Origin of the sequence: Pseudomonas sp. P105 (genome assembly GCF_032614175.1) — a bacterium.
Taxonomy (GTDB): domain Bacteria; phylum Pseudomonadota; class Gammaproteobacteria; order Pseudomonadales; family Pseudomonadaceae; genus Aquipseudomonas; species Aquipseudomonas rhizophila.
Genome location: NZ_CP126693.1, coordinates 327,729 through 340,986 on the forward strand (window position 1 = coordinate 327,729; position 13,258 = coordinate 340,986).

A 13,258-nucleotide genomic window follows, 5' to 3' on the forward strand; every position below is an offset into this window, starting at 1 on the left:
TTTATGACAACGTTGCACAGCACTCCCCGCGCGGATGGTTTCCACATGCCTGCCGAGTGGGCACCCCAGACCCAGGTCTGGATGGTCTGGCCCGAGCGCCCTGACAACTGGCGCCTGGGCGGCAAGCCCGCGCAGGCCGCTCATGTGGCGGTCGCCAAAGCCATCGCCCGCTTCGAACCGGTGACCGTGGCGGTGTCCGCGAACCAATACGAAAATGCCCGGGCGCATCTCGACGTGCCGAATATCCGCGTGGTGGAAATGTCCAGCGACGATGCCTGGGTCCGGGACTCTGGCCCGACGTTTGTCATCAATGACAGTGGCGAAGTGCGCGGCGTCGACTGGGATTTCAACGCCTGGGGTGGGTTTGACGGTGGCCTGTATGCGCCGTGGAACCGGGATTCGCAAGTGGCCAGCAAGATTCTCGAGATTGAACGTAGCCCGCGTTACCGCACCGAAGGCTTCGTGCTTGAGGGCGGCTCGATCCACGTCGATGGCGAGGGCACTCTGATCACCACCGAGGAATGCTTGCTCAACCGCAATCGCAACCCGCACTTGAGCCGCGAAGACATCGAGGCTGTGCTCAGCGCGCAGTTGGCGGTGGACAAGATCATCTGGCTGCCGGACGGCCTGTTCAACGACGAAACCGATGGGCATGTGGATAATTTCTGCTGCTACGTGCGCCCTGGCGAAGTATTGCTGGCCTGGACCGATGACCCGCAGGACCCGAACTACGCCCGCTGCCACGCCGCGATGGACGTCCTGCAAAACAGCACTGACGCCAAGGGACGCCCGTTCACAGTGCACAAAATGCCAATTCCGGGGCCGTTGTATGCCACTGAAGAGGAATGCGCCGGCGTGGACGCGGTGCAGGGTTCCCAGGAGCGCAATCCGACCGTGCGGTTGGCCGGTTCCTACGTGAATTTCCTGATCGTCAACGGCGGCATCATCGCACCGAGTTTCGACGATCCACTGGATGGCCCGGCGAAGGCGCTTCTGCAAGGGCTTTTTCCAGAGCACGAAGTGGTCATGGTGCCGGGGCGCGAACTGTTACTGGGGGGCGGAAACATCCACTGCCTTACCCAACAACAGCCTGCGCCGCGCACAAAATGAGTGGTGATGTAACAGCCAGGTAATAGCGCTGGCGGCAGCTCTGCGCCGGGCTTTTTGGATCCATTTTGCTTTGGCCCGAGGCCTGATTGGGGATGCGGGCTTTTTTATGTCTGCAGATCGGCAGTGCAGGCACATTGGCATAGCTCTTGTATCTGTATCCCGGCAGTTCTGGGGAGCGGAGCTGAGTTGTTTTGTCATAAACCTTGGATAAATTGGCCGCTCATCAACCAGGAGAGGGCGCTGGAATGAATATGATAAGCGAGCGCACATACCATCCCTTGGCCGTTGTCAATGGTGAGTCGCTTAAAGCTTTGGCACAGTGGTTGAAGTCCAACGGAACGCGTCAGATCAGAGAACCCGACCCGCGTCGGATGATCATGGAACGCTACCCGGATGGCCTGTTCAGCGAGGCTGAGCTGGAAGCACTGTGGGACGTGATGCAAGGATAGAATTCGACGGATTGAGAAAAGGCGCTGGCCAGGATGGCAGCGCTTTTTTTGTGGCTGATGGTTCTGTGTTGAACACTGAGCCCATTTGAAGGTTGTTTTTAGAAGTTTTTCGCCTGATTACAGACGATTCACGAAATTGACACATCATTGAAGGCGGGACTAGGATTCGTTCACGCCTGTGGCTAACAGCCATGACTCTTAAATAATAAAAAGGCCCGCCACGATCATTCGTGGGCGGGCCTTTTCATTATTTTCAGGAGCAAGAGTCCGAAAAAGAGCGCAAAAGCGCCGTTTCGGCTGCCGTCGCAGTGCGTATCAACCCGTATAAGGAAAATAATCATGTTGAACAAGCGCATTGCTCTGATCGCACTGGGGATTTTAAACACGACATATGCCATGGCCAGCGACCAGGCTGAGTCCAAGGGGTTCGTTGAGGACAGCAGCCTGAACGTGCTGTTACGCAACGCCTATATCAATCGCGACTACAAAAACGGTAATGAAGACAAAGCCGAATGGGGGCAGGCCGCCATCGGAACGTTCTCGTCCGGCTTTACCCAAGGCACTGTCGGTGTAGGGGTTGACGCCTTCGGACTGTACGCGCTGCGTCTGGATGGCGGCAAAGGTCGCAGCGGTGCGGGCGGCATCGACTTCTTCAAGCAAGGCGACAGCGGCAACGCGGCCGATGACCTGTCCAAGTTTGGTGCGGCGGTCAAATTCCGTGTTTCCAATACCGTGTTGGCCTACGGTGACCAGATGCCGGCGTTGCCGGTGCTGAGCTACGACAACTCGCGCCTGCTGCCGGAAAGCTATACCGGCACGCTGATCACCTCCAAAGAGATCAAGGGCCTGGAGCTGAACGCTGGACGTTTCACCGCCGAGTCGCGAAAAAGCGCCGAGGGTCGTGACAGCGGTGGCCTGAAGTCGATCAACGTATTGGGCGGCAGCTATCAGTTCACCGAGCAGTTCAAGGCTTCGCTCTACGCCTCGGATGTCGAGGACGTGTTGAAGAAGCAGTACGTGAACGCCAACTACGTATTCCCGCTGGCCAAGGATCAATCCCTGACCCTGGACTTCAACGGCTATCGCACCAAGCTGGACAACAGCTATGTTCGCGAAAACAACGTTACCGGCGACGACAACAAGATCTGGAGCCTGGCCGCCACCTTCGCCACCGGCCCGCACAGTTTCACCCTCGCTCACCAGCGCAGCACTGGTGACAGCAACCTGGGCTACGCCTATGGCGGTTATCAGCGCGGGCAGAATCGTGTAGGGGACGGCGGCAATACGATCTACCTGGCCAACTCCTACTGGTCCGACTTCAATGCTGAAGACGAGCGCAGCTGGCAACTGGGTTATGGCCTGGATTTCACCACGTTCGGGATTCCCGGTCTGACGTATAACGTGGCTTATGTGCGTGGCGATAACATCACCACCTCCACCAGCGAAGGTGGCACCGAGCGCGAGATCTTCAACCAGTTCAAGTACGTGGTCCAGAACGGTCCCGCCAAAGACCTGAGCGTGCGGTTGCGCAGTTCCTTCCTGCGTGTTTCGCAGAAATCCAGCGAGTACAACGTCAGCGGCAATGAGCTGCGGGTGTTCGTGGATTATCCGATCAGCGTCTTCTGATGCCTGATCACGTTACAAGCGTCTGATGAAAAACCCCGAGCGCAAACTCGGGGTTTTTTCTTTGGACGGCAAAAAAAACGTTGGAACAGTCTGTTTTCCCGAGAAAAAGTCGTACTAATGAAACATTGTCCACCGTTTCAAGCATGGCTTGAAATGCCTCAAATACTTTCTCATGGACGTAAATCCTGTACCTACTAGATTAGGCTGCTCAATGCAGTGGAGACCTATGAAAAATGATCGTTCTGAACAGGGAAGTAGGCGAAGCGCTGAGGCGTGACAAATACGTCAACGTCCGCGGTGGAGACTTCAATCTCTACGGTCATTTCGGCGACTTTGTCCGGCTGACCAAGAGCTGGGAAAACATGGAGCCCGACAGCTACTACGGCCAGGCCGAGTCAGGCATGCGTTTTCGCCGCTATAGCGACTTCGAATACAACCCCAGGACCCGCGACCTTACGCAGCTCGAGCATCGGGCCTACATTCAGTCCAAGGCCAACAACAGCTATGTCGGTGGACTGGAGCGGCACTTCCAGGACTTTTCCAACGAAGTGATCAACTCACCGGTGATGCGCAGTCTGATCGACACGGACTTTGAGGTGTACAAGAACGTCCTTCCTCAGGAGCTGCACGAGGAAATCTGGCAGTGCCAGATCCACCAGATCCGTATCGAGATCAAGCCGGGCAAGCAACTGGAAATCACCCCTGAAGGGATCCATTGCGACGGGTATCCGTTCAGCGGCGTGCACTTCTGGGGCCGTCATAATGTGGCCGGCGCAGAGAGTCGTCTGTACACCGCCCAGGAAGAACAACTGGCGGCGATTACCTACGAGGACATTCTCGACACCACGTTCTTCCTCGACCGCGATATGCGCCATTACGTCACCCCGGCCCGGAACGTCCACAGCCATGAAATGGCTTTCAGGCAGATCCTGGCGATTTCCTTCTCGCGGCCCGGGACCGCTTTCGACATTGTTCGCTGAACAGCTCGAACCCATGGATGATCTGGAGCAACAGGTTCTGTTGCGCCGGGCAATGGTCAGGGACGCCGAACGACTGGAGCAGTTTTTTCGCGGTTTCGACGAAGTGTCGTTCTGCGAGTGGCAGGATGCCCGATTCTTGCGCGGGGTGTTGTTGCAGGACACCACCACCGCGTACCTGGCCGTCGATGTCAGCGGTGAAGTGGTGGGGGCAGTGATTGGCGGCATGCTCGGCACCCGTGGCACCATCAATCACTTGGCCGTTAGCCCGGGGCATCGAACCCGAGGCCTGGGCCAGCGTCTGGTGGAGGCTGCATCGGCCGACATGAAACGGGTCGGCGTACTGCGCATGTTCCTGTTCGTCGACGATGCTAATCTGGCCGGCAAGCGGTTTTGGGCAGCCCAAGGCTTTTGTGAGCCTCGGGGTGAAATCACTTTCGAGAGGGATCTATGAGCAAGACTTCCAGCCAGCCGCTGGTGGTCGAACCACAAGCCTCGCGTACCTTTGCTGAAGCCAGTCCGGTGGTAGCGGGTTATTTTACGGTTTCGTTTGTGTTCGGTCTGATGGCGGTCAACGCCGGGTTGCCCTTGTGGCTGCCGGTGGCGATGTGCCTGTTCGTTTATGCGGGCGCTTCGCAATTTGCGGCGCTAGCGTTGATTTCCAGTGGCGCATCGCTGACCACTATCGTGCTCACCACCTTCCTGATCAACGCGCGACACATGCTGATGTCGGTCTACATGGCCAAGGCATTGCGTGCGCTGGGGCTCAGTCGTTTCGAGCGCTGGTGCTACGCGGCGGGGCTCACGGACGAGTCATTCGCTTTCCACAGCGTCAAGCTCGGCACCGGTGCGCCGGTCAGCGTGCGTTACCTGATCGGCTTCAACCTCTTTTGCCACACCTCCTGGGTGCTGGGTGGCCTGTTGGGAGCGGTGTGTGCGCAATACGCAGCGCACCTGATCAAATACCAGCTCGACTACGCCTTGACCGCGATGATGCTCTACGTGCTGGTTTCGCTGTGCAATACCCGTAACAAACTGATCGCTGCCCTGGCGGCGGTCGTCTGCATGGGCGGGCTGAGCCTGCTGGGCAGCTCGCCGTTCAATGTCTTCATTGCCACGTTCGTTGGCTGCGGGGTGGGCGTATGCCTGACCAAACGTTCCTGATCCTGGTCGTGGCCCTGATGATGGCGGTGACCTTTCTGCCACGGGCCCTGCCGCTGCAGGTCAATACTGAAAACTGGCCACCGTTCGTCGCCCGCGCCCTGGAATACCTGCCGGTGGCGATCGTCGCTGCCATCAGCCTCACCCCGTTGTTGATCAAGGATCAGCAGATACAACTCGACCGCCCGGAATTCTATGCCGCAATTCCGACGCTGTTATGTGCGTATTTCAGCCGCAACCTGTTTCTCAGTGTGGCGGTGGGCACGGCGGCGTACATCGCGCTCGGTTCGTTCCTTTAGCGTCAGGTCCACAACATCGTGCAGCGCCTGGCCGGACAACTCTGGATTATTCACCGCCAGGCGGACCTCGAGGAAATCCTCGAAGTCCGGGAAAATCGTCAAGTCGTTACGCAGCGCCGCTTCCCGGGACACCAGCCCCAGGCCATCGAGTTGGGTAATCAACGACAATGTCAGCGTTTCACTGCAGGAATACACCATCCGCTGACTCGAGCCGTACTCGCCCAGGCCGGCATCCAGGAAGCGAAGGAAGCTGTGGGAATACGGACATTCCTCGGCCGGACGCACCTGAAACTTATCGCCGAGCAAACCGAGGGAGTCGTCCTCTTCGCCGCAATGGGCGCCGACCACCTGCACCTGGACGTCCGGCATTGTGATGCTGGAAAAGCCGCTCTGCTGCGGACCGATCAGGATCGCCAGGTCAAAATCTTCGTTCTTGAGCTTGCTCAGGTTCTCCATCGACTCGGCGTAGCTGAACTCCAACTGATACTGAGGAAACACGGCGATCAGCCGATCGATCATCCGCCGGTTGAACTCCGCCGGCAGCGTGGTATTGAGCGCCACTCTCAGCGTGCGCTGCCGAGGCGTCTTCAGCGCCGCGACCTTCTCTTCCAATTGCCGCGTGGCAACCAGCACCTGATCCATGAACGGCGTCAGTTCCGAGCCTTGGCTCGTCAACGTCAGGCCCTTGTTCGACCGCCGGAACAACCGGAAGCCGAACTGCTCCTCAACTTTGTTCAACTGTGCCGCCAATGCCTGCACCGTGAGGCACGAATGTTCCGCCGCCGCCGACAAGGAGCCGGTCTGCACGATGCGCATGAGGTTGCGTAAGGTTCTGCTATCCATGAGGTAATGCCCTCTGCTTAAGTGGGCTCGCTATTGTTGTGCACCTGGCCCGGTCAGGCAGTGCATGCCGGCTATCATCATGTACCTTGCCACGCTTGTCGCGGTTTTGTGGCGAAAAGCTCCGGCAGACGATGGTTGGAGCTTATGCGGGATTTGGGTTTTTTGCCTGATCAACGGTAATCGGGGCGGTCAGCGAGTCCGTAAGTGGCTGGAGCAGAGAAAATTCCTGCACACAGCTTGCTGAATGGTTCAGGTAGAGGGTGGTAAAAATCCGTTTGCGAATAAAAAATAATAATTTATCCGTATTTGTACTACTCTCTAGGTGTCACCCCCTAGCAATGGAGCCCAAATTTTATGGCAACCTCCTCCATCACCCTCAACGCGCAGCAACAATTGGACTCCCCGGACGCGGGTCGGGTCGCGTTGAAGTTTTTCTTCAATCTCATGGCGTTGTGGGGCTGCAGTGTCGAGCAGCAGCGCACATTGCTGGGCAAGGTAGGCAACACGACTTTCTATAAGTACAAGCAATTACCGGAAAACGTCAGGCTGCCTCACGACACACTGGAGCGCATTTCCTACCTCATGGGCATTCACAAGGCGCTGAGCATCATCTTCAGCAACAGCCGGGACCGCGCTTACCAGTGGGTCAACAGCCCCAATACCGCTGCGCCCTTCAACGGCCAGTCGGCACTGGCCTACATGCTTGCCGGGCGGGTGGTGGACATTGCCGATGTGCGGCGTTACCTCGACGGAGTGCGCGGTTGATGACGCCACCACTGGCGGACCCGCAATGGAAGCGTGCCTACCGGATCGTCAACAGCAGCTTCCCGCCGATTGCGCTGTTCGAAGACGTGCTCGATCCCGAGGACCTGCCCACCGCGTATGCCCTGGAAGCACTGACCAACGATCGGCTCATGGAAGAAGCCGGGGTGCTGTCCCGGGTACGCCCCGAGGACCGCATTTCCGGGCCCGGCTCCTCGCCGGTGATGGCCGCGTTTACCCATATCGGCAAAAGCAGCCGCTTCAGTGACGGTACCTTCGGCGTCTACTACGCCGCCAGCAGCCAGGAAGCGGCCATTGCCGAGACCTGCTACCACCAGGCGCGATTCCTCGGAGCGACCAACGAGCCGGATCTGGAATTGACCATGCGCACTTACGTCAACAAGGTCATCAAGCCGCTGCACGACATCCGCCAGGACTACCCGCACCTGCACGACCCGGACCCCACCGCCTACGGTCCGTCCCAGGTGTTCGCCCGGCAACTGCGTGAAACCTTGTCCTGGGGCTTGCTGTACAACAGCGTCCGCCTGCCCGGCCACGAATGCGTGGCGGCGTTTCGTCCACCGGCGGTTTCGATTCCGGTGCAGGGCAAGCATATCCGGTACGTCTGGAGCGCCCAGAAGCGGGAGATTTCGTTTGTGTTTGAGGTGAGCGAGGTGTGAGTCAGGTCTTTAGGGTGTTTTGGCTGGGCAATAATTATTGCCCAGCCAAAAATTTTCAATAATTCGCGAGTATTGAAAGCCCGGGCTGCTACACAGCCGAGCGAGAGCAAGCGGCCTCGCCACAAAAGTGGGTCCGGCCGATTGATCAAATCTTGAACTGCTGCACCGAAGACTGCATCGACCCCGCCGCATCGTTCAATTGATCCGCTGTTTGCGTCAGGTTGTGAATCGAGCGGGTGTTCTCGCGGGACTGCGCGGCAATCGACTCCACCCTCTGAGCCATTTCATCGCTGGCCTTCGATTGTTCGGCAATGGTCTGGGAAATTTCCTCCACCACTTCTGCCGCGTGCCGGGCGCCGGTGCGGATTTCGCTGATGGACACCCCGGCCTGCTGGGCCAGTGAGACGCCTTCGTCCACGCGGCTGACGCAAGCCTGCATGTTCGCCACCGCATCCCGGGCGCTGGTCTGGATGCGCTCGATCATTGCGGTGATTTCCTGAGTGGACTGGGTGGTGCGCGCTGCCAGGTTACGCACCTCATCGGCCACCACCGCAAAGCCGCGCCCCGCCTCACCGGCGCGGGCGGCTTCGATGGCGGCGTTGAGGGCCAGCAGGTTGGTTTGCTCAGCGATGCTCTTGATCACCTGAATGATGGAATGAATGTCTTCGGACGACGCATCCAGCGCGGTGATCTTGCTGGACGACTGATTGACCACCTCGGCGATCCGGCTCATGCCCTCTACCACCCCAAGAATCACTTGCCCGCCGCTGCTGGCCAGTTGTTCGGACTGCGCTGAAATCGTCCGGGCGCTGTCGGCGTGCTGATGGATCTGGCTGATGTTCGCCATCATCTGCTCCATGCTCGCCGCCATGCTGGTGGCGCTCTGAGCCTGCTGATCGGCGCTGGACACAATCTGCCGCGCCGTATCGCCCAATACGCGCGACGTGCCATGCAACTCGTCACTCTGGCTGCGGATCGTGGCGATCATTTGCCGCAGATTGACCTGCATCTGCTCGATCACACCCTGCAACTGACCCAGCTCATCCTTGCTTTGAGCCCCCATCGAGCGCTGCAAATCCCCTTGGGAAATAGCCTGGGTATTGAGGATGATCTTGTTTAGCGGCGTGAGCACCGCCTTGAGCAGGCTCCAGGACAACAGCGCCAACGCCACACAGGTGGCCAGCAATGTGAAAACCAACCAGCGCTCCGACGTTTGAATGCTGTGGTCCTGATGCTCTCGGGTGGCATGGGCCTGGCTCTCGATCAACTCACTCACCGCCTCGTTACGCTCCTCCAGCGCCGAAAACGCCCCGTCGAACTCCGTCCGCAGCGCCCGGCCATCCTGGGCACCCTCCAACGCCTTAGCGATCACCTGCTGAGCCGATGCAATATAGGTTTCCACTTGCGGCTTCAGCTCGGTAATAGCCTGAGCGATCGCTTGCGGCAACTGGGCCTCGGCATTCTCGGCGATGACCTTGCGCATCCGTTGCGCATGCTCATCGAACGCCTCTCTCACCTCCTTGGCTCCCGCGGCATCCCCCGGCGCCACCAGCAAAGCGGCCAACACATCGCCACGAATGGCGTCGTGCATCATGTCCGCCTCCATGTGCTTGCGCATGGCCGAAATACTGGTCTCGCTACGCGCCAGGGCGCTGGTCATGCTGATATAGCCCCACAACCCGATACCGCCGAGCACGAGGGCAAAGAAAAGGCTGATCAACCCCGAGCCTATGATCTTGGTCCTGATCTTCATCGCCTACTACTCCAGAGGGGGCGGGATTTCAGGGCAAGTGTAGTTGAGGGCCGGCGGAGCGCTCGGAGGTTCGCTTTGATTGCTTCGGGCGCTCACGCCCGCTTGCCGATAACGCCAACGACCTGCGGGCCCGAAGACAAGCGATGGGAGCGATTGCACAATGGATGATCAATGCCAGCAGGTGTTTCTCGACGCCGGGCATCGAAATACCCCGTATGAATAAGGAGATCCTGATGACCACTGCACATGTTTTCATCGCCACCAGCCTGGATGGCTTCATCGCCAGGCCCGACGGTGACATCGACTGGCTTTTACAGCGCGATGATCAAACCGAGGACCATGGCTACTCAGACTTCATCGCTGACAAGGACGTGATCGTGATGGGGCGCGGAACCTATGAGAAGGTCCGGACCTTCGACACCTGGTTCTACGAGCGCCCCGTGGTGGTGCTGTCTGAAAGCCTGTTGGATGCGCCAGTGCCCGAAGCGCTGAAGGGCAAGCTCCGGTTCTCTAGCCTCGCGCCCAAGGACGTGATGGAGGAACTGACGAGACAAGGCGTACGTCGGGTCTATGTCGATGGCGGACAGGTGGTGCAGTCATTCCTGCGCGATGGATTAATCACCGACATGGTGATTACCACTGTACCTGTGCTGATCGGCTCCGGAAGGCCATTGTTCGGGGCTCTTGGGCAGGACGTAGATCTGAAACTGGTATCCAGCCGCTGGTTTGCTTCGGGGTTGGTGCAGTCTACCTATCGCTTGGCGACATGATGCGCTTGCGTGGGTATTAGGCCCGCAGCGCCAGAGCGTTCTCGTAGGAAAACGGGGGACAGACCATGGTTGATTTAGTGTCCGCCTACTCATTGCAGCCGGTAATCGTGCTCTGTCCGTAGCCCCCGTGGCGAGGGAGCTTGCTCCCGCTGGGCTGCGAAGCAGCCCTTCTTTAATCCGCTCCTGCAAATAAAATTCAATGCTGCCCCCTCGGAGCAGCATTGCCCCTGCGGCTCTTAAGCAGAATGACTCCCCGGCGCCTCCAGCACCTTCACCACGTCATCAATCACCGCTTTGCTCATATCCTGCAAATAACACGACGCCCAGGCGTACCGATCCGTGCTGCGAATCATCGCCGCGTCCTCGGCCAAGAGCTTGGCAACGTGGAGCAGGTCGGAGGCGTGGGATAAGGCTTCGCCGATGGGAATGCCGCTGTTGACGCGGAAGAGGGGGCGGTCGGAGTGGTAGGAGAAGGGGGTTAGGCCTGGGGTTTTGAGGTCTCTGGGGTGGGTCATTGTGCGCCTCCGGTTGTCAGTCGGCGGCAAGTAGCGGTTGGTGAAGCGCACGTACAAAAAAGCGGCAAATCCATGGCATACATCGATAGAGCTCCCATATCAAGTGAGAGCTGCCACGTTCGTTCTCAGGCGAATGGGTGGCAGCTGTGCGCAGGCTGAGAAACCGGAGATACAGGAACCCGGCAGACCCGAAGGTCTCCCACGCACAGCCGCCATTGCACGAAATACGGACATAAAAAAGCGCCGCAAAACGTGGTAGGGCGCTGTAGCGCCTGCATCTTACTCGGGTTCTCAGGCCCGGTCGCTGAATTGGCAGCGACAGTTGGAGGGTAGCGGTCGATTGGATAGGGGACAATCGTGGCGCCATGCTGGCGGGGCTAGAAATTGTGTGTCTGGGATTAACGCATCTGGGGCGGACGGAGCGAGCTTGCGCATGTATGGCAGAGTGCTAGCTTTACTGGCGTTGCCGTAAACGATCACGCTTAGCGCCGAGCCAACACTCTTCAAGGAAAGCTCGTAATGGACCTACACAACGAATTCGAAAACAGTAAATTCTTCCACCGTGCCCGTATTGATCGACGCGCTGCTGACGCATTGGTCGGGCTGGCTGCCGGGATTGCTGCAGATGGTGTGGTGAATACCACTGAAGCGGTGTTCCTGAAGCAATGGTTGGAAAGCAATCTGGCGCACCTGAACGATCCAGTGATTAATCTGCTGTATTCGCGTTTGGCGTGCATGCTTCAGGACGATGTTCTGGACCCGGATGAGTCTCTTGAGCTGCTTAATATCCTGCATGGTTTTTCTGGATTGGACATAGAGAGGCCAACGGCCGGCGGTGCTGTTGCCGTTGCGCCTACGGATCTTCCATTCAACACGCCGGCTCCTGAATTGGTTTGGGATGGCCGGATGTTTGTGTTTACGGGGGTCATGGCCTTTGGGCCGCGCAAAGATTGCCAGGCGTTAGTCGAGGAACGGGGTGGTTTGATTGGGGGCGGTGTGAGTAAGAAGGTGCATTACCTGGTGGTCGGTAGCGTGGGTAATGAGCAGTGGCGCCACAGTACCTACGGAACGAAGATCATGAAGGCAGTGGAGTTGCGGGAGGCGGGCGCTTCGATCGCCATTGTGGGTGAGGATCATTGGCAAAAAATGTTGTTTGGTTGAGGTTGCTTCGGTCGTGGTGCTTCAGGACGGACAGCTCCCAACCTGGCCAGCTAAGTGTCGGTGATGGCCTCATCGCGAGCAAGCTCGCTCCCACAGAATTCAGTGTGTGGATTGAAAGTGACGTGCAGAAACAACAAAGCCCTCGCATTTCTGCGAGGGCTTCGTTTTGTATGGTGCGGCACCAGGAGTAAAACACAATGCGCAGAACCCTTTTAGATAAAGGATCGAACGTGCTCAGAATAAAAAGAAGGTACTCAAATAGGTACCTGGCACCCCCCGTCGTGCGGGGAGCGTCTGCCTGGAAACTCAGGCCGCGATGATCTGAAATTCCGTGGCCTTGGCAATCGGCCTGACGTGATTATTCTCGCGCTTCATTTCAACAAGCCCGTAACCAGACATGGTTTTTAGCGTCCGCGACAGGTTGCTTACCTTTCGCCCAGTAGCCTCGGCCAACGAGGTCAGAGATTCTGGCTGAGTTTCTTTGATGAGCTTGAGCAGCGCCCGGTTTTCGTCACTCAGCACCTCGGCCAGCGACTTCATGGACGGGAACCAAATTTTGGGCTCGGTTGCCTTGGGCTTGTACTCGCCACAGGCAATCGCTAATACACGGGCACGCATCTGCGCTTGCGACATGATGCCAATCTTTAATGTTTTCATTTCTTCACCTGCTCCAACACACGGTCAACGTCTGCGAAAAAATCCCGTAGCAACTGCTGAGCGTCTTTGAATTCATAGGGCACGCCCTTATCCGTGCTCGACCGATGCTTATGGTCGTAGGGTAGGACCTGGCCCGCATATTTGAACTTGGCGGGCTTCACCAAGTGGGCATTGTCATAACCAAGCACCCTGGTTCCACCTCGATCATGCAGGGTGAGCGAGTATTTAATCCCATGCGGGATATGCTCAGAAGGCTCAACCTGGTAGGCCTCGATCTTGGCCCAGTAGCCACCCTCCTGAGCCAAAATTTCTTGGTGCAGGCTCAGTAATGTGTCGAGCCCATAGTCCCTTTGCATGTCACAAACCTTATCATCTGTTGATAAAACGTCAAGGTAGGAAGCAGGTTCACTCAGTCCTCTCGTCGCAACCCTCTAGGCTGCCCACGCAGCCTGCCTTGCGCAATCCCTGCATTGGCAGCGCAGGTGCCCCAGGAAG

Annotated in this window: 16 protein-coding genes; 11 read left to right on the forward strand and 5 right to left on the reverse strand. The window is 57.9% G+C overall.

Annotated features, from left to right (window positions below):
- Positions 1-3 precede the first annotated feature (3 nt).
- From aguA to QOM08_RS01415, 7 genes are all read left to right on the forward strand, one after another.
- Positions 4-1,110 (forward strand): agmatine deiminase, encoded by a 1,107-nt coding sequence (gene aguA, locus QOM08_RS01385; protein ID WP_316912465.1) that lies wholly within the window; start codon positions 4-6, stop codon positions 1,108-1,110.
- A 245-nt stretch (positions 1,111-1,355) separates the two neighbouring features.
- On the forward strand, positions 1,356-1,559 hold the full coding sequence (locus tag QOM08_RS01390) for a hypothetical protein (protein WP_160894019.1): 204 nt from the start codon (positions 1,356-1,358) through the stop codon (positions 1,557-1,559).
- 339 nt (positions 1,560-1,898) lie between these two features.
- Entirely contained in the window at positions 1,899-3,185 is a 1,287-nt protein-coding gene (locus QOM08_RS01395) for an OprD family porin (protein WP_188251767.1), read from the forward strand.
- Positions 3,186-3,418: 233 nt separating this feature from the next.
- On the forward strand, positions 3,419-4,165 hold the full coding sequence (locus QOM08_RS01400) for a 2OG-Fe dioxygenase family protein (RefSeq protein ID WP_047226871.1): 747 nt from the start codon (positions 3,419-3,421) through the stop codon (positions 4,163-4,165).
- 13 nt (positions 4,166-4,178) lie between these two features.
- Positions 4,179-4,616 (forward strand): GNAT family N-acetyltransferase, encoded by a 438-nt coding sequence (locus tag QOM08_RS01405; protein ID WP_171061302.1) that lies wholly within the window; start codon positions 4,179-4,181, stop codon positions 4,614-4,616.
- Positions 4,613-5,326 carry an AzlC family ABC transporter permease gene (locus QOM08_RS01410; protein ID WP_047226872.1) on the forward strand — a complete coding sequence of 238 codons (714 nt, stop codon included), beginning with the start codon at positions 4,613-4,615 and terminating at the stop codon, positions 5,324-5,326. Before QOM08_RS01405 ends, QOM08_RS01410 begins: the two co-directional genes overlap by 4 nt.
- Positions 5,305-5,622: an AzlD domain-containing protein gene (locus QOM08_RS01415; protein WP_047226873.1), complete on the forward strand. Its 318-nt coding sequence runs from the start codon at positions 5,305-5,307 to the stop codon at positions 5,620-5,622. Before QOM08_RS01410 ends, QOM08_RS01415 begins: the two co-directional genes overlap by 22 nt.
- Here the strand turns inward: QOM08_RS01415 and QOM08_RS01420 are convergent.
- A complete protein-coding gene (locus QOM08_RS01420; RefSeq protein WP_047226874.1) occupies positions 5,539-6,465 on the reverse strand; it encodes a LysR family transcriptional regulator in 927 nt (308 codons plus the stop codon). The genes QOM08_RS01415 and QOM08_RS01420 overlap by 84 nt on opposite strands.
- A 354-nt stretch (positions 6,466-6,819) precedes the next feature.
- Between QOM08_RS01420 and QOM08_RS01425 the strand changes: the two genes are divergently transcribed.
- Both QOM08_RS01425 and QOM08_RS01430 read left to right on the forward strand, forming a co-directional pair.
- Positions 6,820-7,230 (forward strand): MbcA/ParS/Xre antitoxin family protein, encoded by a 411-nt coding sequence (locus QOM08_RS01425; RefSeq protein WP_047226875.1) that lies wholly within the window; start codon positions 6,820-6,822, stop codon positions 7,228-7,230.
- Complete coding sequence (locus tag QOM08_RS01430) at positions 7,230-7,907, forward strand: RES family NAD+ phosphorylase (protein WP_047226876.1); 678 nt, start codon at positions 7,230-7,232, stop codon at positions 7,905-7,907. The genes QOM08_RS01425 and QOM08_RS01430 overlap by 1 nt, the downstream gene beginning before the upstream one ends.
- Positions 7,908-8,052: 145 nt before the next feature.
- Here the strand turns inward: QOM08_RS01430 and QOM08_RS01435 are convergent, their stop codons facing one another.
- A complete protein-coding gene (locus tag QOM08_RS01435; RefSeq protein ID WP_139048822.1) occupies positions 8,053-9,660 on the reverse strand; it encodes a methyl-accepting chemotaxis protein in 1,608 nt (535 codons plus the stop codon).
- A gap of 233 nt (positions 9,661-9,893) precedes the next feature.
- On the opposite strand from QOM08_RS01435, the gene QOM08_RS01440 reads away from it, so the two are divergent.
- On the forward strand, positions 9,894-10,430 hold the full coding sequence (locus QOM08_RS01440; RefSeq protein WP_316912466.1) for a dihydrofolate reductase family protein: 537 nt from the start codon (positions 9,894-9,896) through the stop codon (positions 10,428-10,430).
- Positions 10,431-10,666: 236 nt separating this feature from the next.
- Here QOM08_RS01440 and QOM08_RS01445 read toward each other — a convergent pair whose 3' ends face one another.
- On the reverse strand, positions 10,667-10,945 hold the full coding sequence (locus QOM08_RS01445) for a DUF3077 domain-containing protein (RefSeq protein WP_139048823.1): 279 nt from the start codon (positions 10,943-10,945) through the stop codon (positions 10,667-10,669).
- 519 nt (positions 10,946-11,464) lie between these two features.
- Here QOM08_RS01445 and QOM08_RS01450 point away from each other — a divergent pair.
- Positions 11,465-12,106 carry a BRCT domain-containing protein gene (locus QOM08_RS01450; RefSeq protein ID WP_316912467.1) on the forward strand — a complete coding sequence of 214 codons (642 nt, stop codon included), beginning with the start codon at positions 11,465-11,467 and terminating at the stop codon, positions 12,104-12,106.
- A gap of 306 nt (positions 12,107-12,412) precedes the next feature.
- Here QOM08_RS01450 and QOM08_RS01455 read toward each other — a convergent pair whose 3' ends face one another.
- Together QOM08_RS01455 and QOM08_RS01460 are read right to left on the reverse strand one after the other, a co-directional pair.
- Positions 12,413-12,763 carry a transcriptional regulator gene (locus QOM08_RS01455; protein WP_047226881.1) on the reverse strand — a complete coding sequence of 117 codons (351 nt, stop codon included), beginning with the start codon at positions 12,761-12,763 and terminating at the stop codon, positions 12,413-12,415.
- Positions 12,760-13,119 carry a DUF6516 family protein gene (locus QOM08_RS01460; RefSeq protein ID WP_047226882.1) on the reverse strand — a complete coding sequence of 120 codons (360 nt, stop codon included), beginning with the start codon at positions 13,117-13,119 and terminating at the stop codon, positions 12,760-12,762. The genes QOM08_RS01455 and QOM08_RS01460 overlap by 4 nt, the downstream gene beginning before the upstream one ends.
- Between the last annotated feature and the right edge of the window lie 139 nt (positions 13,120-13,258).

Excerpts from the sequence above, each read along its gene's own strand:
- aguA (WP_316912465.1), top strand. The coding sequence starts at position 4 with ATGACAACGTTGCACAGCACTCCCCGCGCGGATGGTTTCCACATGCCT.
- QOM08_RS01390 (WP_160894019.1), top strand. The coding sequence starts at position 1,356 with ATGAATATGATAAGCGAGCGCACATACCATCCCTTGGCCGTTGTCAAT.
- QOM08_RS01395 (WP_188251767.1), top strand. The coding sequence starts at position 1,899 with ATGTTGAACAAGCGCATTGCTCTGATCGCACTGGGGATTTTAAACACG.
- QOM08_RS01400 (WP_047226871.1), top strand. The coding sequence starts at position 3,419 with ATGATCGTTCTGAACAGGGAAGTAGGCGAAGCGCTGAGGCGTGACAAA.
- QOM08_RS01405 (WP_171061302.1), top strand. The coding sequence starts at position 4,179 with ATGGATGATCTGGAGCAACAGGTTCTGTTGCGCCGGGCAATGGTCAGG.
- QOM08_RS01410 (WP_047226872.1), top strand. The coding sequence starts at position 4,613 with ATGAGCAAGACTTCCAGCCAGCCGCTGGTGGTCGAACCACAAGCCTCG.
- QOM08_RS01415 (WP_047226873.1), top strand. The coding sequence starts at position 5,305 with ATGCCTGACCAAACGTTCCTGATCCTGGTCGTGGCCCTGATGATGGCG.
- QOM08_RS01420 (WP_047226874.1), bottom strand. The coding sequence starts at position 6,465 with ATGGATAGCAGAACCTTACGCAACCTCATGCGCATCGTGCAGACCGGC.
- QOM08_RS01425 (WP_047226875.1), top strand. The coding sequence starts at position 6,820 with ATGGCAACCTCCTCCATCACCCTCAACGCGCAGCAACAATTGGACTCC.
- QOM08_RS01430 (WP_047226876.1), top strand. The coding sequence starts at position 7,230 with ATGACGCCACCACTGGCGGACCCGCAATGGAAGCGTGCCTACCGGATC.
- QOM08_RS01435 (WP_139048822.1), bottom strand. The coding sequence starts at position 9,660 with ATGAAGATCAGGACCAAGATCATAGGCTCGGGGTTGATCAGCCTTTTC.
- QOM08_RS01440 (WP_316912466.1), top strand. The coding sequence starts at position 9,894 with ATGACCACTGCACATGTTTTCATCGCCACCAGCCTGGATGGCTTCATC.
- QOM08_RS01445 (WP_139048823.1), bottom strand. The coding sequence starts at position 10,945 with ATGACCCACCCCAGAGACCTCAAAACCCCAGGCCTAACCCCCTTCTCC.
- QOM08_RS01450 (WP_316912467.1), top strand. The coding sequence starts at position 11,465 with ATGGACCTACACAACGAATTCGAAAACAGTAAATTCTTCCACCGTGCC.
- QOM08_RS01455 (WP_047226881.1), bottom strand. The coding sequence starts at position 12,763 with ATGAAAACATTAAAGATTGGCATCATGTCGCAAGCGCAGATGCGTGCC.
- QOM08_RS01460 (WP_047226882.1), bottom strand. The coding sequence starts at position 13,119 with ATGCAAAGGGACTATGGGCTCGACACATTACTGAGCCTGCACCAAGAA.